This is a genomic window from Methylobacter sp. (assembly GCF_023227905.1).
In the GTDB taxonomy this organism is placed as follows: domain Bacteria; phylum Pseudomonadota; class Gammaproteobacteria; order Methylococcales; family Methylomonadaceae; genus Methylobacter_A.
This window is the reverse complement of the sequence record NZ_JALOCF010000071.1, coordinates 1-18,316: the sequence shown is the minus strand read 5'-3', so window position 1 is coordinate 18,316 and position 18,316 is coordinate 1. Positions and strand designations below refer to the sequence as shown.

The 18,316-nt window shown below is 48.7% G+C and carries 20 protein-coding genes and 1 riboswitch; of the genes, 17 read left to right on the top strand and 3 right to left on the bottom strand.

Annotated features, from left to right (window positions below; all coding sequences use genetic code 11):
• The 7 genes from M0R47_RS19615 to M0R47_RS19585 all read left to right on the top strand — a co-directional run.
• Positions 1-565: peroxidase-related enzyme (locus M0R47_RS19615; RefSeq protein ID WP_292558004.1), on the top strand; the 565-nt coding region annotated here is incomplete at its 5' end.
• Positions 566-897: 332 nt separating this feature from the next.
• Positions 898-2,184 (top strand): pyridoxamine 5'-phosphate oxidase family protein, encoded by a 1,287-nt coding sequence (locus tag M0R47_RS19610; RefSeq protein ID WP_292558003.1) that lies wholly within the window; start codon positions 898-900, stop codon positions 2,182-2,184.
• 15 nt (positions 2,185-2,199) lie between these two features.
• Positions 2,200-2,805, top strand: a complete 606-nt coding sequence (locus M0R47_RS19605) for a glutathione S-transferase family protein (protein WP_292558001.1) — start codon at positions 2,200-2,202, stop codon at positions 2,803-2,805.
• Between the two features lie 31 nt (positions 2,806-2,836).
• Positions 2,837-3,310 carry a nuclear transport factor 2 family protein gene (locus M0R47_RS19600; protein WP_292557999.1) on the top strand — a complete coding sequence of 158 codons (474 nt, stop codon included), beginning with the start codon at positions 2,837-2,839 and terminating at the stop codon, positions 3,308-3,310.
• A 335-nt stretch (positions 3,311-3,645) separates the two neighbouring features.
• Entirely contained in the window at positions 3,646-3,942 is a 297-nt protein-coding gene (locus M0R47_RS19595; protein ID WP_292557997.1) for a carboxymuconolactone decarboxylase family protein, read from the top strand.
• Between the two features lie 72 nt (positions 3,943-4,014).
• Complete coding sequence (locus M0R47_RS19590) at positions 4,015-4,590, top strand: RNA polymerase sigma factor (protein ID WP_292557995.1); 576 nt, start codon at positions 4,015-4,017, stop codon at positions 4,588-4,590.
• A gap of 1,614 nt (positions 4,591-6,204) precedes the next feature.
• Entirely contained in the window at positions 6,205-6,339 is a 135-nt protein-coding gene (locus M0R47_RS19585) for a helix-turn-helix domain-containing protein (RefSeq protein WP_292557993.1), read from the top strand.
• A gap of 13 nt (positions 6,340-6,352) precedes the next feature.
• Here the strand turns inward: M0R47_RS19585 and M0R47_RS19580 are convergent, their stop codons facing one another.
• Positions 6,353-6,703, bottom strand: coding sequence for a VanZ family protein (locus tag M0R47_RS19580; protein ID WP_292557991.1), 351 nt, complete (start codon positions 6,701-6,703; stop codon positions 6,353-6,355).
• A 15-nt stretch (positions 6,704-6,718) separates the two neighbouring features.
• Here M0R47_RS19580 and M0R47_RS19575 point away from each other — a divergent pair, with 15 nt between their 5' ends.
• The 9 genes from M0R47_RS19575 (at position 6,719) to rsfS (ending at position 14,502) form a co-directional block, all read left to right on the top strand.
• Positions 6,719-7,513, top strand: coding sequence for a ferritin-like domain-containing protein (locus tag M0R47_RS19575; protein ID WP_292557990.1), 795 nt, complete (start codon positions 6,719-6,721; stop codon positions 7,511-7,513).
• A gap of 16 nt (positions 7,514-7,529) precedes the next feature.
• A complete protein-coding gene (locus M0R47_RS19570; protein WP_292557988.1) occupies positions 7,530-8,669 on the top strand; it encodes an ABC transporter permease in 1,140 nt (379 codons plus the stop codon).
• The gene (locus M0R47_RS19565; protein ID WP_292557986.1) at positions 8,666-9,463 is read left to right on the top strand and encodes an ATP-binding cassette domain-containing protein; all 798 of its coding nucleotides are present in this window, start codon (positions 8,666-8,668) and stop codon (positions 9,461-9,463) included. The genes M0R47_RS19570 and M0R47_RS19565 overlap by 4 nt, the downstream gene beginning before the upstream one ends.
• On the top strand, positions 9,456-10,364 hold the full coding sequence (locus M0R47_RS19560) for an MlaD family protein (protein WP_292557985.1): 909 nt from the start codon (positions 9,456-9,458) through the stop codon (positions 10,362-10,364). Before M0R47_RS19565 ends, M0R47_RS19560 begins: the two co-directional genes overlap by 8 nt.
• 2 nt (positions 10,365-10,366) lie before the next feature.
• On the top strand, positions 10,367-10,909 hold the full coding sequence (locus tag M0R47_RS19555; RefSeq protein ID WP_292557983.1) for a hypothetical protein: 543 nt from the start codon (positions 10,367-10,369) through the stop codon (positions 10,907-10,909).
• A gap of 675 nt (positions 10,910-11,584) precedes the next feature.
• A complete protein-coding gene (smbP, locus tag M0R47_RS19550) occupies positions 11,585-11,932 on the top strand; it encodes a small metal-binding protein SmbP (protein WP_292557981.1) in 348 nt (115 codons plus the stop codon).
• 321 nt (positions 11,933-12,253) lie between these two features.
• On the top strand, positions 12,254-13,492 hold the full coding sequence (locus tag M0R47_RS19545) for a glutamate-5-semialdehyde dehydrogenase (protein WP_292558006.1): 1,239 nt from the start codon (positions 12,254-12,256) through the stop codon (positions 13,490-13,492).
• Positions 13,493-14,128 carry a nicotinate-nucleotide adenylyltransferase gene (gene nadD, locus M0R47_RS19540; RefSeq protein ID WP_292557980.1) on the top strand — a complete coding sequence of 212 codons (636 nt, stop codon included), beginning with the start codon at positions 13,493-13,495 and terminating at the stop codon, positions 14,126-14,128.
• 26 nt (positions 14,129-14,154) lie between these two features.
• Positions 14,155-14,502: a ribosome silencing factor gene (gene rsfS / locus M0R47_RS19535; RefSeq protein WP_292557978.1), complete on the top strand. Its 348-nt coding sequence runs from the start codon at positions 14,155-14,157 to the stop codon at positions 14,500-14,502.
• 119 nt (positions 14,503-14,621) lie between these two features.
• On the opposite strand, the gene M0R47_RS19530 is transcribed toward rsfS, so the two are convergent.
• Together M0R47_RS19530 and M0R47_RS19525 are read right to left on the bottom strand one after the other, a co-directional pair.
• Positions 14,622-15,191 (bottom strand): hypothetical protein, encoded by a 570-nt coding sequence (locus M0R47_RS19530; RefSeq protein ID WP_292557976.1) that lies wholly within the window; start codon positions 15,189-15,191, stop codon positions 14,622-14,624.
• 17 nt (positions 15,192-15,208) lie between these two features.
• Positions 15,209-17,029, bottom strand: a complete 1,821-nt coding sequence (locus M0R47_RS19525) for a TonB-dependent receptor (protein WP_292557974.1) — start codon at positions 17,027-17,029, stop codon at positions 15,209-15,211.
• A gap of 118 nt (positions 17,030-17,147) precedes the next feature.
• Positions 17,148-17,360: riboswitch (cobalamin riboswitch) on the bottom strand.
• Positions 17,361-17,967: 607 nt separating this feature from the next.
• Here M0R47_RS19525 and M0R47_RS19520 point away from each other — a divergent pair.
• The coding region (locus M0R47_RS19520; protein ID WP_292557972.1) for a DUF805 domain-containing protein at positions 17,968-18,316 on the top strand (349 nt) is incomplete at its 3' end.

The following is an 18,316-nucleotide window of genomic DNA, read 5'->3' as shown; positions in this document are numbered from 1 at the left end:
CATTATTTGGAGAATCATCATGAGCCGTATTACCACCGTCAGTAACGAAAGCGCCAACACCGAACAACGTAACCTGTTGGATGCGATCCAGAGCCAGTTGGGCATGGTGCCTAATTTCTTGCGGGTGTTCGCCCACTCGCCGGATGCCTTGAAAGCCTTCCTCGGCTTGCATCACATCGCCAACCACGGTTCGCTGGACGCCGCCACCCGCGAACGCATCGCGCTGGCGCTGGCCCAGCAGAACGAATGCGAATACTGCCTGTCCGCACACACCGCCATCGGCCGCAAAGCCGGTTTGAACGGGGCGGAAATCGAAGCCAACCGGGCCGGCTCAAGCCAGGACGCCAAGGCGGCGGTGGCGGTTAAATTCGCCCTCGCCCTGGTCGAGCACAAGGGCGATGTGACTAACGCCGAGTTGCAGGCCATGAGTGACGCCGGTTTTAGCGAGGCAGACATTGTCGAGGTGATTACCCACGTCGGCATGAACGTGTTGACCAATATCCTGGGTAAAGCCAGCCGGGTCAGCATCGACTTCCAGAAAGTGGCGCTAAAACAGGCGGCCTAATAGTGAACCGGGCCAAGTTCAAGGACGGACTTGCGCCCGGATTCTTGCGCTGAATGGAATAAACTATTGCAGATTATGGCTATTCAACGCGGCAGGCGGCTGTGTCACAGTTAACGCCAATGTTTCAACCTAAAAACCGAAGTTAGTCCACGAAAGGCACGAAATAAATCAATAGCTTGTGTTAAGTGAGTCCTTCACCCTTTGGGTGATGCGCTATAAATTGATAAGTCTATGAGTTTTTTTGTGTTTTTAGTGTCGCCTAGAGGCGCCAACTTTTGGCTTTCGTGGATAAAACAATTTTTCCAGGTTCAATCCCAATCAGGAGCAAGGTCATGGCCCGAACTTTTGCTAAAATCAGTTTCACCCCCGACGTGCAAGCGGTGCAAACCGAAATGGGCAGCCGCATGGCATATCGGGCGGCCGAGCTCGGCGAGGCCGAAGAGGTGGCGCTGGGCGCTGCCGAACAAGCTTTTATCGCCGAGCGCGACAGCTTTTATCAAGCCACGGTGAGTCAAACCGGCTGGCCCTATGTGCAGCATCGCGGCGGGCCGGTGGGATTCTTGAAAGTGTTGGATGACCGTACTATGGGTTACGCCGATTTCAGCGGCAACCGCCAATACATTTCACTAGGCAATTTACGCGGCGACGACCGGGTGAGTTTGCTGCTGATGGACTATCCGCAGCGGCGGCGCTTGAAAATCTGGGGGCGGGCGCGAGCGGTGGACGAACGCACCGAACCGGCATTGCTGGCGAAACTGGAATCGCCCGATTATCGGGCTCCCGTCGAGCGCGGCATCGTTATCCGAGTCGAAGCCTTCGATTGGAATTGCCCCAAGTACATCACGCCGCGCTACAGCCGGAACGAAGTCGAAGCGCTGCTGGTTCAAGCTCGCCAACAACAACCGGCGGCAGTGGCACGGCAAGCGCCCGGCGTTTTGGGTAGCGGTGCATTGCCATTAACGATTGCCGGGATTCGCCAACTGACGCCGCTCATTCGCGCCTATGAACTGCGCCATGCCGACGGCGAGCCGCTGCCTGGCTATCGGGCCGGGGCGCATATCCGCGTACCGATTGCGCTGGCCAACGGCGACGTCACAAGCCGCGCTTATTCGCTGACCGACGCCCCGGACGATCCGGATTACTACCGTATTGCAGTGTTAAGAATGGACGATGGCGAAGGCGGCTCGTCGGCATTGCACGACGGCTGGCAACTGGGAACCCGCATCAACGTCGATGCGCCGGACAATTATTTCCAACTGCACGATGACGACCGCCCGGCATTGTTGATCGCCGGCGGCATCGGCATCACCCCGTTAAAAGCAATGGCCGAAGCATTGGCCGCACGGGATGCGGATTTTCAGCTGCATTACAGCGGTCGTGCGCCGCAAGAAATGGCCTTTGTCAACGACTTGCGGCGGCGTTTTCCGAATCGGTGCCGGTTTTATTTCAGCCAGGCGCAAGCCCCAACCCGGCTGGACGCATCGGCGCTGCTCGGTAACGCATCCGCCGATACCGTCATTTACGTTTGCGGCCCAACCCGCCTGATCGACAGCGTGCGCAAAACCGCCCACCGACTCGGCATTACCGACGAACGGGTGCAATTTGAAAGTTTTATTTAACCGAAGGAGAACAGAATGATAACGCTATACGACATGCCGCTATCCGGCAACTGCCACAAAGTCCGATTATTGCTCAGTTTTTTGGCGTTGCCCTACCAAGCGCGCCCGGTGGATTTGCTCGGCGGCGAACAGCGCAGCCCGGACTATTTGCAAATCAACCCGTTCGGCCAAGTGCCGGTGCTAGATGACGACGGCCTGATCATCCGCGACAGCCAAGCCATTTTGGTTTATCTGGCTAAACGCTACGGCGGCGAACAATGGTGGCCAGACGATGCCGTCCGCTTGGCGCAAATCGCGGCTTGGCTATCGACCGCCGCCAACGAAATTGCCAACGGTCCGGCCTTGTTGCGAGTGCACCATAAATTCGGCCGCGACATCGACATCGCCAGAGCCCAGCAAATCACCGCCAAGGTGCTGGACATTGTCGACCGTCAGTTAGCAAGTCGGGATTGGCTAGTTGGCGACAGTGAGTCGCTTGCCGATTTAGCGATCTATCCCTATTTGGCGCTGGCGCCGGAAGGCGGCATCGACATCGGCGCATTTCAAAACATTGTCAACTGGTTTCAACGCATTCAAAGCTTGCCCGGTTACATCGCCATGCCGGGCTTGTGGCAGGCTTAACTTACTCACCCTTCAATAACGGAGAAAAACCATGACCGAAGAAATCAAAGCCCCCGTTCCGCCCTTTACCGCCGAAACCGCGGCGCAGAAAGTGCGCATGGCAGAAGATGCCTGGAACTCGCGCGATCCGGACCGCGTCGCGCTGGTCTATACCGAAGACACACTCTGGCGCAACCGCGCCGAATTCCCGCAAGGCCGCGAACAAGTGCGACAGTTTTTGCAACGCAAATGGGCCAAAGAACTGGATTATCGCTTAATCAAGGAGCTATGGGCATTTACCGACAACTGCATTGCCGTGCGTTTTGCCTACGAATGGCATGACGACTCCGGTCAATGGTTCCGCAGTTACGGCAATGAAAATTGGGAGTTTAACGGACAAGGCTTTATGCAACGCCGCTTTGCCAGCATCAACGATCTGCCGATCAACGCGGAGGAGTGCTTGTTTCATTGGCCGTTGGGACGACGACCTGAAGATTACGCCGGTTTGAGCGATTTGGGTTTGTAAATGGCAAGGTCAGTGGTTGTGGCAAGCGCGGTCTGGTGGCTCGCAGATTGACTACTACGCTGACCAAATCGCACGGCGAAGTCGTCGAATTGCAAAGCCTAAGATTTATAGATTAAGTAGCCCGGTCGAACTCATCGAAGACCATATCCGGTTAACTCGGATGTTAATCACGGTCGGGAATAGCGGGCACTTTTTTCATCTTCTGAAAAAACCACTCAGCGCTGAGAATGCTGATATAAGGGTGTATCCTTTAGTGTTGGATATCCGTCTAAGAGGGTAGGCTAGCGATAATTGCCTAATCTGTACTTCATACTCAATCTAAGATAGGAGACAACATGACTAATTTAACTCATCGTGAAAGTGAACTGGTTGCGCTTGGTGCCGCAATTGGCAGTAATTGCGTACCCTGCGTCGAGTACCACATTCAGGAAGCACGAAAAGCCGGCCTTACTGACTCACAGATTCGCGCAGCAATCGAACTCGCGGACAAAGTCAGGCAAGTCCCCGCCCGAAAGGTTCTCGAAGCCGCTATGTCGGCGCTTGATCATGGTTCCGGTATCGGGATGAGCGAGGCGAACGATGCCGGGCAATGTGCTGACATAAGTCATGCTAATGGCAAAAACTGCTGCTGATAGTTATTTAATCTTTTTCCGCCCCAGTGATGCCAATAACACTGGGGGCGGACTCGGTATTGGAGATATGCTATGGATTCATCAAGACAACAATTTTCTATTGAGGATGTCGCTCAAGAACTGGCACAACCCCTTTTGCGCTATCTGGAGCGATACGTTGGCGACCGTGAGGTTGCGGAGGACCTGCAACAGGAAACGCTAATTCGTATGGCGCGGGGACTTTCCTCATTCACAGGTCAATCGACAATTAAAACGTGGGCTTTCTCAATTGCTACTCGGGTCGCCGCTGATTATTTTCGTCACCCGGATCGGAGAACTTGTATCGTTAATTTGGACGAGGCGACTGAGCTGGAAGATTCAAGACCTGCAATAGACGATCAACTGGTTTTCGAAGAGATGAGCGTATGTGTTCGACGGGTTATCGATAGTTTGCCTGAGACTTACCGCTCAGCGCTCATTCTGTACGACCTTGAAAGCTTAACCGCAGAGCAAACCGCCGAGATATGTGAATGTTCTATCGCCTTGATCAAGATCAGAGTCCATCGTGCGCGGCTTCGGCTTAAAGAAGCGCTGATTGAACAGTGCGAATTTTATCGGGGCAGCGATGGCGTGTTTCGCTGTGACCGTAAAGCTATGGCAATACTTTAATACGGCATAGGGATATAAATCAGCCTTCTCCGGTAGGTCATTGCTTCCAGATTAAAAATCCCATGATGATCGATAGTAATCCGCCGAGCGAGGTGACTACGACATGGGAAAACTGCAAAGCATAAATCAGGGGAATACGCACAATACGCGAACAATTAAAAAAGTTGCGGTCATCATGCTTAAGCGGGACAGTTCTTCTGTTACGCTGAGGATAATCATTGCCGAAACGGTATCCAAGCGCCCGACTTGCAAATCACGCGTCTCCTTAGCTAAAGCCGCATCAAGACACTCCAGCAAACCGAGCTAAAAACGATTATGCTGCTGATCGGAAGCCAGGAAAAATGCCGTGCAGCCAACACGATTGAGTGTGCTCGGCATTGCCAGGGTAGCGCCCGACAGCATAATAAGCGCGCCTTGAATTAGCAAACGCCGCTAATCCATTTCGAAACGTTTGTAAGTCAACAGTTTTTCAAATAAGTTCATGCCGCTCTTTCCTTATCAAGGGAACTATTATTCGCGGATTTAGTCATTTTCCGTATTTCCTATGATGGGTCATTAAATTAATATTGACTTTAAATTCGCTGATATCTAAATGCTAAATTCGCACTATTCGGTTTACAACCATCAAGCAAGGAAATAAATTATGCGTCTTCTTTGTATTGTTGTCCTTGTGATTCTCTCGGTTTTTGAGATTGGCCCCATTCCCATCACCCCGATATTTTTAATTTACATCGTCTTGTCTCGTCCGGCATGGTTTTATGATTTGGTCATCAAGGTATATAAAAAAAACTGAATTTGAATGGGATAACGTCAAGATAGAGGCGCTGGTAGCTTTTTATTCCAAAGCCGATGCTGGGAGAGTTGGGCTTAGCCGATCGACCCGGAAGATGGTAGCATTAGCGCATAAATCGCCGCAGGGCGGAGTTTTGGAAAATTAAACTTTCCAGCACTCTCGAAATTACCTATATGAATCTTAAATGAAACCGATTTTTTACCGTCCTGCCTAGTTGCGTGGCTTGGCTTTCCTGACGTTGCTGCTGGTGGCTCTTGCCATACTCGGCGGCATGATCTGGCGGAATGTACGTCACTTTAAAACGGTTTTTTCTTATGGTAGCTATCCGCTATCGGTAGGTCTATAGCAATTACTGATTGAATATCTGATCGAAACAGCCGTTTACATGAGCAATCATTGCGGCGTGAAGTCAGGTCAGCCACGCAAGCTTTACTGAAGCGGCAACAGGCGAAGTGGTAGCTGAATTAGCGCATGAAATACGTAATCGACTGGTTGGAATCCAAATGGCCTTTAACAATTTACGCCGTGGAATTGATGATGTAGTTCAGATGGAAAGGCTGGGCGGTAGAAAATATGATCGAACTGGTGCCTTTATTCGCGGCCGAATAAAACGCCAAGGCTAAGCGTCAGGTTAGATATCCGCGATGCGGTGTGGCACAAGCTGAAAGCCCATTACTGGCCGGGCAGCATAACGTTATTGAAACGTTGCATGTTATTCTCTGACGAACCGATATTCGCCGGACAGCCTTTTCGCAGAAGCATTACACGCTGACCAGGGCATTTGCCTGCTCCCGGCGGGCGGTAGCACGGCTCTAGACGGTATGGATTGGTTTATTATCAAGATCGCTCTGGAGCGGGAGGATAACAATCCGACCGCAACGGCCAGGGCGCTGAGGGCTATCCGTGAAACGCTACGCTATCGGGTAAGGAAGTATAATGTGAAAACGGTCAACTGATTTTGGATGGATTCTACCAACGCAGCTTATTTAGTAAAAACACAGCCAGACCCGCACCGCTGGTGTCGGCAACCCAATCGAGAATATCAGGGGAACGGCCTACAACAAAAGACTGATGCCATTCATCCGATATGCCGTATAAACTGCAAAAAGTAATGCTGATCAAGGCAAGCGTCATAGATCGATTGCGCAGATGTTTAAAACTGCGCCATGCCAGTACACCCATTATAAAATAGGCACCGGCGTGAAGTATTTTATCCTGAAAGGGAAACAAACTCGGAACCGGCAGGGCAGGTTGGTCGGAAAGCCAGTAAATGAATAGGCAATAAAGGAATAACCCCGTGAAATCTATAATCTTAGCCATGGTTTTAAGTAAGAGATGAAAAATTTATTTGAATTTGCCGAGGCGTTTTTTAGTCAGGTCAATGTCGATGATAAATTGGCGCTGACGCACCAGGCTTGGCAAGCTTACATTGCCGGGGAGTTAACGCTTACCTCAGACCGGCCTGTATTGCCGATAGAACAGGTAACATTCCCTGAGAAGCCGAAATTGCTGGCTCCCCGTCAGATGCCGCGGCGAAAATTGACCACGCCTGAGGGTATAACCGCTTTTTTTCATGCCATTGCCCATGTTGAATTCGTCGCCATTTATCTGGCTTGGGACATTCTGTATCGTTTTCGCGGCATGCCTGAACAATTCTATCAGGATTGGCTGCGCGTTGCCGATGAAGAAGCTCAGCATTTTGCGTTAATCAGAACGCATTTACGGGCTATGCAGATTGATTACGGCGACTTACCTGCGCACAGCGGCTTATGGGATCATGCCAAGGATACTGCCGATGACTTGCCGGGCCGGTTAGCGATGGTTCCGCGCTGCATGGAAGCGCGGGGCTTGGATGTAACGCCCGCGCTGATTGAAAAATTCAAGATACAGGGTGACGATGCAAGCGTGGCAATTTTAACGCGTATTCTGACTGATGAAATCGGTCACGTGAAGCTGGGCTCTTACTGGTTTAAGTTTGTTTGCCGGCAACAAGGATTTGAAGCTGAAGCCAAATACCGGGACTTAATCGACGAGTATTATGTGGGCGGCAAACCTAAGGGCCCGTTTAACAGGGAATTGCGCAAGCTTGCCGGCTTCTCTGATGCTGAGATAGATTGGCTGGAATGTTAACGATGCAACTATCCCTATGACTGACACTACAGCAAATCTTAATTTACGGCCTGCACTGGAAATCATTAAACAGGATTCCGGGCAACGCTTGGTCAAACTGACAGGGAGTTGGCTACTGCGCAACTTAGTCAAATTACCCGAGCTTAACCAAAAAATCGGTTCATACGCAGCCGATAAAAATATACAGTGGGATATGAATTCGGTTGAGGCGCTCGACAGCGCCGGCGCATTGATTATCTGGAAAGCTTGGGGGAGAAGAATACCGGCTGCGTTACAGATGAAGCCTGAACATCAGCATTTATTTGACCGCTGTCAAGCCGCGGAGGCTCCCAAGCCCCAGCAGGTCAGTTCCAAATCAAGCCGGGCTATTAAATACACCCATCAATTGCTCACCACCTTCCGCGACCAATTGCTGCAATTGGTCGCTTTACTGGGCCAGCTGGTTTTGGATATAGGTTATTTGGTACTGCATCCGGGCGACATTCCCTGGCCGGAAATCTCCATTACCATTTATCAATCAGGTGTTCGGGCTTTGGGTATCACGGCGCTGGTCGGTTTTTTGATCGGCATCGTGCTTAGTTATTTGTCGGCGCTGCAACTGAAGATTTTCGGGGCGGAGATTTATATCATCGACATTCTGGGTTTGAGCGTCATTCGTGAGTTGGGGCCTTTGCTGGCTGCCATTCTGGTCGCGGGCCGTTCCGGTTCGGCAATGACGGCGGAAATCGGTATTATGCGGGTCACCGAGGAACTCGATGCGCTGTCGGCGATGGGCATATCCCATTCCTTGCGCCTGATTCTGCCCAAGGTGATGGCGTTGACCATCGTCCTGCCGCTGTTGAGCGTATGGACCAGTGCGATGGCGTTGATCGGCGGGATGTTTTCGGCGCAAGCAACGCTGGACATCAGTTACCAGCAATTTCTTCTTAAATTGCCTGATGCGGTGCCGCTGACTAACTTTGTTATCGGCTTTGGAAAAAGTGCGGTTTTCGGTTTGATGATTGCCCTGATTGCCTGTCACTTTGGCTTCCGGATCAAGCCCAATACCGAAAGCCTGGGCAATGAGACTACTAATTCGGTAGTGGCGGCTATTACTGTAGTAATTATGGTGGATGCGGTCTTTGCTATTATGTTTATGGATATAGGGATGCCATGAGTGGTTCATATGCAATACAACTTGAGCATGTTTGGACCAGCTTTGGCGATCCCGACCATGGCGGCAAGATCGTTCATAAGGACATTAACCTTTGTCTGGAACATGGCGAGATTTTGGGGTTGGTGGGTGCATCGGGATGCGGTAAGACGACCTTGTTGCGCGAAATCATCGGCCTGCAAACACCCAGCCAAGGCGAGGTGTTTGTGATGGGGCAGTCTTTGAAAAGTGATAATGTAAATCACGGACAGCGGCTGCGTAACAATTGCGGCGTGCTATTCCAGAAAGGCGCATTATTTAGCGTTTTAAATGTGTTTGATAATATCGCCTTTCCTTTGCGGGAAATCGGCTTTCATGATGAGGAACTGATTGCCCGCATTGTGTTTATGAAGCTGGTTATGGTCGGTTTGGCAGAAAGCGATGCCTGGTTGAAACCGGCCGATTTGTCGGGCGGCATGACCAAACGGGTCGCGCTGGCTCGTACTATGGTCCTGGACCCGGCGTTATTGCTGCTTGATGAGCCGACCTCGGGCCTTGACCCTATTTCCAGCGAGGATTTTGTCAGCCTGTTATCCGAACTGCATAAAGATCTTCATTTTACAGTCGTTATGGTGACCCATGACTTAGATATATTAAGAGATTTATGCACCAAGGTTGCCGTGCTGGCGGATAATCAACTGGTTGCTTTTGGAACATTGGCTTCCGTTTTAAATTGCAGACATCCGTTTGTAGATAAGTTTTTTCACAATAAGCGCGCTGAACGGGTATTTAAATACCAGGAGACTGCCCATGGGTAGGGAACATCATGCACTGGCTACCGGTCTGTTTTTGATTACGTTGATAATCGCATCGACAGCGATCATTTTCTGGATTGGCACCATGAATCAGGAACGTAATCTCTACGTTATTTCAACACGGGAATCTGTTTCCGGTCTTAACCCGGAGTCTACGGTTTTTTACCGCGGCATAGCGGTCGGGAAGGTGCTTAAAGTTCAGTTTGACCCTTTAGACTCCGGCAATATTCTTGTCCCGATTGAGGTCGATAAAAATATCGTTTTAAATAAAGGCGTTTACGCAACCTTGCGCTTAAAAGGAGTGACCGGCCTGACCCAGATTCAGCTGGAAGATTCCGGCACTATAACCGAGCCGCTGCCGCCCGGGGACGAGCCCTTGTTTCGCATTCCTTTAGAGCCATCCATGACCGATAAGCTGATGAGCTCCGGAGAAGAACTTTTGCATAAAGCCGACCACTTAATGCAACGGCTTAGCATGCTATTAAATGATGAAAATGAAAAAAATATCGGCGGCATTCTAAGCAACCTGAAAACCTTAACCGACAAGCTTTCCGAGTTACAAAAGAGTGTGGATAAGGCGCTTGCCGGTGTCCCCGCATTAACCACCAACGCCCGTACAACCTTGACCAACATCGATACCTTGACCAAGGAACTACAAGGCTTAACCAGAGAAGTGCAAGGCCTTAGTGCAAAAGCGGGCAGTCTTGTCGATAGCGGAAAGAGCTCCGGGGATACGTTGGCGCAGACAACATTACCGAAAGTTAACAAATTGCTGACTGAGTTGCAGTCGACAACGCAGCAGATAAAAAGAGTCGCCACAATGCTGGAACACGATCCGCAGGAATTGTTGCTCGGTCCAAGTCAACGAGATTCAGGGCCGGGCGAGCCGGGCTATAAGGAATAATAATGAGATACTTTTTAATTGCTTGGCTGGTATTTCTCGGCATGGGTTGTAGCGTTAACACCAGGCAACCTGCACTCCATGATTTCGGTCGGGTCGAGTCAACGCCGGCTCACCAGGACAAGGCGTCGGTTAACGTAAATGCGCCGACTTGGCTTTGGGATAACCGTATTCGCTATCGATTACTTTATTCCTCACCTTCCCAGATCAGGTTCTACGGTTTGGATCGCTGGATTGCCTCCCCACCCGAGTTGTTTGAGCAATTGCTGGCTTTGAAGAGCGCGGTCCGGGATTATGCATTGCTAATTCGGCTACAGGATTTTGAACAACAATTTGATGCGCCTGACCGAGCTCGTGTGGTATTGCGCTTTTCTGTGGAAGCTTATTCTGATAAGAATCAAAAAGTTGATACCCAGGAGTTTTACTTGCAGCAAGCCACTAAAACGCCTGATGCGGCCGGCGCAATAAATGGCTTTACTGATTTAGCGCATGAGGCTAATGAAAAGGTCGTTGCTTGGGTCAAAGGATTATCGGATCGCCAACAGTAGATCGCGCGTTGTTTTCGAAGCGTTGTAGCGCAGTTTATTTTACTTTTTTATAGGCAAAAAAAACCTCCCAGTGCCAAGGGCAAAGGGAGGAAGAGATGTACAGACACTGAATAGTTCTGAACTTTCACATTACGAGGAGGTATATATGAAACTATTGGAGATAAGCTGTTAAGCTTTAATCTCATGGCAATGCCAAAACAACAGCACTGTTAAAAATGATTGAAAAAACCCGTATTCTAAAAAATATCCATATAAATCAGTAATGCCAGCTTCTTTCCGGATGACTGAAGATTATACGTATGTATACGTAAGCCAACAATAAGGCTGAAAATTAATAGATTGTTTCTATTTTATTAATAGTCTCCCGATACCCTTGCACCTAAAACAAGTCGCGGCAGTGTAAAAGGCATGAAGTTTTAGCCTCGTCCACTCAATCCCGCATTCGCGCTAATTACCGGCATAATCAAAGTCTTATACACACATAATGGTAAGTAATTTTACTGATTGTATAAAAAAATTCCCTACTTTATTCTGTGATTGCTTTAAACAAATAACTAAATCTTTAAGTTAAATTGGTTGGGCATGCAATTGACAAAAGACGGGGTTTCCGTGCTTTTGTCGTTTGATTTCTTACGAAGATTGTTACCTAATGCTATTAATAATGAGGATAAAATCATGAAAAAATCAACATTTGCATTTGCAGGTTTATTACTATTATTAAGTACATTTTTAAGTACCGCGGTTTTCGCCGAGGAACACGCTCTCAATGCAATAGAACATACCAGTGCTGCAATAGCAAAAGGCAAGGTAGATAAAGCCCCTGCATTGGTCGAGCATGCACAACAAGCGCTGGAACACGCAAAACAGGCTGAAAATGTGGCATTAGGCCACTCAAAAACTCAAATGCAGTCCGCCGTGAAAGAACTGGAAAAAGCTATTGATGCCGGCAAAACAGGTGATTCCAACAAAGCTACTGAATCTGCAGAAGCGGCACTGGGATTTCTTCAGGCCGGGAATAAATAAATTCAATAACCTTAAAAAGGGCGGAAATATTCCGCCCTTTTTAATTCTGAGTTCAGCATTTTGGCGGCAAAATAAAATATTTTAATGTCCATGGCGGGACATTAATGTTGGGGCTTATATTGCTCGCAATATTGAAGTAGGTTCAATTAATCGATTACAGCTTAAGCCAACCCCTCTTTTTTGTATTATATTATTTAATAAAACTGTTTAAATATCCGATAGTTGTTGCATTTAAAGGCTGTCAAAAGATCGGATTAAACGATATAATTAATATAGAACATTCATCCGGCTGATGAGAATAGAGTGGATATTAAAGAATATATGAAAACGCTTGGCCTGCAGGCCAGGAAAGCGGGACGGGAAATAAGCCGTACCGAATCAGGAAAAAAAAATCTGGCCTTACTGAAAATTGCCGAAGCTCTTGAGAACAGTCGCGAACTGTTGATAGCGGAAAACCGTAAGGATTTGGATGCGGGCAAAAACAACGGTTTGGATGCGGCATCGCTGGACAGGCTGGAATTAAAGCCAGCCGGCATTCAATCAATGGTTGAAGGTTTAAAGCAGGTGGCCGCGTTACCCGATCCGGTCGGCGAAATCAGTGATTTAAGCTACCGGCCCAGCGGCATCCAGGTAGGTCAAATGCGCGTGCCTTTGGGCGTGATCGGCATTATTTATGAATCCCGCCCCAATGTGACAGTCGATGCGGCGGCTTTATGCCTTAAGTCCGGCAATGCCTGCATATTAAGAGGCGGTTCGGAAGCTCTATATTCCAATCAGGCGATTGCTGCTTGCATTACTCAAGGTCTGGAGGCGGCGGGTTTGCCGGTGGAAGCCGTACAAATCGTGGCAACGGCGGATCGCGCGGCGGTGGGTGAATTAATCACGATGGATCAATACGTCGATGTGGTTGTACCGCGCGGCGGCAAAAGCTTAATCGAGCGTATTTCCAAGGATGCAACAATTCCCGTGATCAAGCATCTGGATGGCATTTGTCATGTTTATATCGATGGCAAAGCCGATCTGGGCAAAGCAATCAAGATTGCCATCAATGCCAAAACCCATCGCTACGGCGTCTGCAATGCAATGGAAACCCTGCTGGTTGCCGAGAGCATCGCCGCAAAAATCCTGCCCCTTCTGTCTGAACAATATAGCGAAAAAGGCGTTGAACTACGCGGCTGCCTTAAAACTTGTTCCTTGATCCCAAACTGCACCAGAGCGACAGAAGAAGACTGGGACACCGAATATCTGGCACCGATTTTGTCAATTAAGGTTGTCGGCGATATCGATGAAGCGATGGAGCACATCAATCAACACAGCTCCGGGCATACCGAAGCCATTGTGACCGAAGATTACACTTTAGCCCGCCGCTTTTTGCGGGAAGTGGATTCCAGCTCGGTCATGGTCAATGCCTCGACCCGCTTTGCCGACGGCTTTGAATACGGGCTGGGCGCCGAGATCGGTATCAGCACCGACAAGTTGCATGCCCGAGGACCGGTCGGCTTAAAGGGACTGACTTCGCTGAAATATATTGTTTTGGGTGACGGCCATATCCGGCAATAAATGATCGGTATTTTCGGCGGCACTTTCGACCCTATTCATTATGGACATTTGCGTTCCGCGCTTGAAGTTAAAGACATCTTCGGGCTGAATGAGGTCCGATTGATTCCCTGCGCCAGTCCGCCTCATCGTGAACAGCCTGCCGTAACCGCCGAAATGCGTCTGCAAATGCTGACGCTGGCCATAAAAAACCAGCTGGGGCTAAAAATCGATACCAGGGAATTGGACAGGCAGAAAGCATCCGATCAAACGCCGTCCTATATGGTCGACACGCTGAAGTCGTTGCGCCAGGAATTTCCAATCGAACCATTGTTGTTATTTATCGGCACAGACGCGTTCAAACACCTAACCAGCTGGCATCAATGGCAGCAGTTATTTGATTATGCGCATATTGTGGTAATGACCCGGCCGGGCTTTGAAACACAAGAACTCAATGACTTTTTTAAAGCCAGACTGGCTGAAGCAAAGGAGTTGGCGCAAGCTAGCGCAGGGAAATTATGTTTTCAGCAAGTCACCCAATTGGATATTTCGGCAACGGCTATCAGGGCCATGATTGCGGATAAACAAAATCCGGGTTTTTTATTACCCGATGCTGTCATAGAATACATCAAGCAACATAAGCTTTACGAGACACATTGATCTCATTATTTACACTAGGAATTTGAATGCAAGCAGAACAAATATTGAAAATTGTCCAGGATGTTTTGGATGAACGCAAAGGGCAAAACATAACAACGCTCGATGTTCGGGGCAAGACCAGCTTTACTGATTATATGGTGGTAGTGACCGGCACTTCGGATCGTCACCTGAAATCCTTGTGCGAATATGCATCGGAAAAGCTTAAAGAAAACGGCGTTAAACCTTTGGGTATGGAAGGCGATCTGGGATCAGACTGGGTGCTGCTGGATTTGGGTGACGTGATTGTCCATGCGATGACCGCTCAGGCGCGCGAGTTTTATCAACTTGAGAAGCTATGGTCGGTTGACCGCGCAAAAGAGAGCGACGCCGGTTAATTGGCTTCGCAGATTGGGTTGCCTGCTGTTTGGCAGCAAAAGTAGGCGCTTTAGGTGCCCCAGTTTTAGACTGATGTTGGGTTAACGATAGAGCAGTTAACCCAACCCACACGATTTATTTAAATCTCTTTGTGCCTGTTTGCCAAAGCAGGCATTGACTTAACCAACTTCATGATGCCATATCCCAAAACCATATAGAGCAGGGCAGAGCTGACATAGGGCGGGTAATACATAGCTACCCGTGAAAAATACTGTCCCCAAGATAAATCAGGATAACGTCCTGAAAATAAATAAAAGCTGCCGTTTGAAATGGCGAACGCCGTGGATGTCGCCAGTGTGATCACGCCAAACTGCATTGCCAGATCAGCCATTTTCAGCGATTTAGATGCCGCACAGTAACGACCTGCAAACCACATTACCGCATAAGTAGGAATCAGGAAAACATAAGCTGCCGATACGCAAAAGCTGCTGGTGCCGTTTGCGATGGCAACATAATCAATTAACCCTGCCAGAGCCAGCAAGAACACAAAAAAAACTTTTTTGCGGTAAAAACCGGCAAAGAAAAAGACTGCCAAAGAGGCATCCGGCAAATGCAGCACATCGCCAAAGTGATGAAAGCGAGTCAGCGCCATCAGTGCAATGAGTGGGATCGGCAAATACTCTGCTTGCAGCCATTGTTTTATATTCATAATGTTATCTCCAAAGGTTAGTTGTTATAGTGAATTGAAAGAAAGAAATTCCGATCTGCGGTATTGTAGGTGTTAATGGTTTGATACTGTTTATCCAACAGGTTATTTAATTTTGCACTCAACATCCAGTTTTTATTTAAATGATAGGCTGTGCGTAAATCAATGGTCACGTAACCGGCGACCTTGGTTCTGTTCAATGCATCATCAAAGCGGTCGGATTGAGCCAACACATTAGCCCCCAGATCAAACTGTCCGAATGAGCGCGATAAATCGTAAGATAAGGTTTTTTCCGCACGGCGCGGCAGTCGGGCATTAGTTACCCGATTTTTAGGGCTTAACAGATTCATGCTCAACTTGTTATTCCAGCCCATCAGTTGAGTTCCTATCTCAGCTTCAATACCGTCAATTTGGGCCTTGCCGACGTTTTCCGCGCTAAATAGCGAAGTTGCAGGGTTTGACACCGTCACAATCAAGTTGTCGATATTAGTATGATAGCCGCGAATCTCCCATTGCATCCAATCATGGTCACCAGCCAGACCCGCTTCGAAAGAAGTTGATTGTTCGGCTTTCAGGGAAGGATTACCAAATCCCGGAAAATAAAGTTGGTTAAAGGTCGGTGCTTTAAAGGCATTACCGAAACTGGCAAACGGGCTGATACCGTAGCTGCTATTATAACGCCAGCCAAGATTGCCGGTCACCTGCTCGCCGAAGGCTTCGTTTTTATCCCCGCGTATCGATGCGTTGATAAAGTGATCATCCAGAATGCGGCTGTGCAACTCAGTAAAAATACCCGCATCATAACGTGAATTTTCGGTATAGGCGGTTGAGCCATCGACTTGATCCAACCGATAATCGGAGCCGATAACCAATTGATGATTATCCGATAAGGCAACCTCATTCAGCCAGCTGACGTTCCAGCGGGTGCTGTTAAACTGGCTTACAAAAGCCCCGTTAGGCGCAAAGCTGTCATTCTCGTCCAGGCTTTGTCCCAAGCGCAGTATTGAGCGCCAGTTATCGACAATGTTCATGCTGGCTGAGGTGCCTACAACCTGGTTGATAAATTCCGTTTTATTCGGAGTACCGTCATATTCGGTTTTCCCTTCCGCCCGCATAAAGGAAGCCTCAACTTCGGCAGTGTTATCGAAGCGGTGACCTAGTCGGGCATTCAACGCCGTATTCAGGTAGCCATCCTTATCAGGCTGATCTAAACCTCTGACGGGTTGTCGGGTATTAAAACCCTGAGAACCAAACTGCGATGAACCCAAGGTATACCAGCTGTTTTTCCATTTGCCGCTGATAGTACCAGAAGCGCGGTAGGTATCATAAGAGCCGCCGCCTGCGTCCAGGGTCACGCTGGGCTTCTCCTCCTGCCCGCCTTTGCGAGTAAAAATCTGGATAACCCCGCCTATGGCTTCCGAACCGTATAAGCTTGATTGAGGCCCGCGAATTATTTCCACCCGCTCGACCTGATCGATCGGGATAAATTGAAAGGGAGTGGTGCCGGAGGTAACTGAGCCGACTTTAATGCCGTCGATCAGCACCAGTACATGATCCGAATTGGTTCCGCGTATGTAAACATTGGTGTCTTTTCCGTAACCGCCGCTTTGCACCATGTCGATTCCAGGCGTGCCGCTTAACAGTTCCGGTATGGTTTTAGCCTGTAGGCGTTCAATATCTTTTCGGGTGTAGACAGTAGACGCAGCCGCCAGCTGATTTTTAGCCGTTTCTGTCCGGGTCGCGGTAACAACCAGATTGGGAAGATTTTGCGGAGTTTCCTGCGCGTGCAATGGGGTATTAAAGCCCGTAAGTAATAATGGGCCGAAGATGATTTTTTTCATGTTTGTTCTCTGCGCCGCCCGCGCATCATGATTGATTTACACAACAGAGGACAAAAGAAAACGAGAGATGACACAAACGTGAAGCTGTACTGTCATTTTCGCAGACAGCCCTCCGCTGTACCGAATTAAACTTTCGGGCCGGTCTCCGGGCTTATAAGTGGCGTTAACCTGAATCATCACCTTCCCATGCGTGAGCACAGTGGCATCTCGATGAAGCTTTTACTTATATACCGTTGCGGGGGCAGCGTCGGATTTGGCGTAAGCCTTACCGACTTCCCGTTTAACCATTGGGTCTGAAAAACCCTCTGGAACCTGAAAGCAGTTAGCAATTATAAGGACTGGGAAAGATAAAGCAAATTTGCGGATTGGATTTTGTGGAATTAGTTTTTTATCTAGAACTGAATTGTTTATACTTCGACAACATTAAAGAGCAGGGCAGTGTTATTTGCCGTTCAGGATTTTGATATACACCAATTACGTTAGAGCTATCTCATGGATCCACAAATGTTCCTAATTATTGCACTCTCAATTGCTAGCGTAGTTGGCTTCGACATTCAGCTCCGTGAAGCTAAAAAAGGCTGCCTCGAAAATGAAAAACTTCAACTTCGATTCCGCCGGTAATGCCACCTCGCGCTACACCTTAGGATGGCCTTATTCCGATCCACTGGCGGTAACGTTTAACTTATATAAGTAGAGTTTTAACTATGACTTACAACAGTGTGGAAGGATGGGTAGAGCAACGCGACTTGATAAAACACGCAGTGAAACCCATCGCGTTGATCATTGATTATGATGGGTTTCGGCTCCGGCCTCTACCCATCCTATTAAGTGGTTGGGCTGTATTTTCGTTGCTTAATATTTGAGTTTAAACTTAGTGGGCTGCATCACCCCGGCAGTCAGCTAACAAATTCAACGGGGCAAAGTGGAAGGAATAGACTATGAATTGGTATCTGGAAGTTTTGAGAAAATACGCAGTGTTCGACGGTAGAGCCAGAAGAAAAGAGTATTGGTACTTTTTTTTGATTAATACTGTTATCAGCATCTTTCTTGCATTCATTGATTCTTTTACCGGTACTGTAAGCGAAGATGTCGGTATCGGTCTGTTAGACGGCTTATACGCATTGGCCGTCCTGATTCCCGGCACGGCGGTAACGGTCCGCAGACTGCATGACACTGACCGTAGCGGTTGGTGGATTTTGATTGGGTTGATTCCAGTCATCGGCGGGATCGCTCTGTTAGTCTTTATGGTTCTGGATAGTACGCCCGGCGACAACCAATATGGGCCAG

Bases quoted from the DNA above. Each gene is read 5' to 3' on its own strand.
- nadD (WP_292557980.1), top strand. From the start codon at position 13,493: ATGATCGGTATTTTCGGCGGCACTTTCGACCCTATTCATTATGGACAT.
- M0R47_RS19580 (WP_292557991.1), bottom strand. From the start codon at position 6,703: ATGGCTAAGATTATAGATTTCACGGGGTTATTCCTTTATTGCCTATTC.
- M0R47_RS19560 (WP_292557985.1), top strand. From the start codon at position 9,456: ATGGGTAGGGAACATCATGCACTGGCTACCGGTCTGTTTTTGATTACG.
- M0R47_RS19565 (WP_292557986.1), top strand. From the start codon at position 8,666: ATGAGTGGTTCATATGCAATACAACTTGAGCATGTTTGGACCAGCTTT.
- M0R47_RS19555 (WP_292557983.1), top strand. From the start codon at position 10,367: ATGAGATACTTTTTAATTGCTTGGCTGGTATTTCTCGGCATGGGTTGT.
- M0R47_RS19570 (WP_292557988.1), top strand. From the start codon at position 7,530: ATGACTGACACTACAGCAAATCTTAATTTACGGCCTGCACTGGAAATC.
- M0R47_RS19530 (WP_292557976.1), bottom strand. From the start codon at position 15,191: ATGAATATAAAACAATGGCTGCAAGCAGAGTATTTGCCGATCCCACTC.
- M0R47_RS19545 (WP_292558006.1), top strand. From the start codon at position 12,254: ATGAAAACGCTTGGCCTGCAGGCCAGGAAAGCGGGACGGGAAATAAGC.
- M0R47_RS19605 (WP_292558001.1), top strand. From the start codon at position 2,200: ATGATAACGCTATACGACATGCCGCTATCCGGCAACTGCCACAAAGTC.
- M0R47_RS19595 (WP_292557997.1), top strand. From the start codon at position 3,646: ATGACTAATTTAACTCATCGTGAAAGTGAACTGGTTGCGCTTGGTGCC.
- M0R47_RS19575 (WP_292557990.1), top strand. From the start codon at position 6,719: ATGAAAAATTTATTTGAATTTGCCGAGGCGTTTTTTAGTCAGGTCAAT.
- M0R47_RS19600 (WP_292557999.1), top strand. From the start codon at position 2,837: ATGACCGAAGAAATCAAAGCCCCCGTTCCGCCCTTTACCGCCGAAACC.
- M0R47_RS19610 (WP_292558003.1), top strand. From the start codon at position 898: ATGGCCCGAACTTTTGCTAAAATCAGTTTCACCCCCGACGTGCAAGCG.
- rsfS (WP_292557978.1), top strand. From the start codon at position 14,155: ATGCAAGCAGAACAAATATTGAAAATTGTCCAGGATGTTTTGGATGAA.
- M0R47_RS19525 (WP_292557974.1), bottom strand. From the start codon at position 17,029: ATGAAAAAAATCATCTTCGGCCCATTATTACTTACGGGCTTTAATACC.
- M0R47_RS19585 (WP_292557993.1), top strand. From the start codon at position 6,205: ATGGATTGGTTTATTATCAAGATCGCTCTGGAGCGGGAGGATAACAAT.
- M0R47_RS19590 (WP_292557995.1), top strand. From the start codon at position 4,015: ATGGATTCATCAAGACAACAATTTTCTATTGAGGATGTCGCTCAAGAA.
- smbP (WP_292557981.1), top strand. From the start codon at position 11,585: ATGAAAAAATCAACATTTGCATTTGCAGGTTTATTACTATTATTAAGT.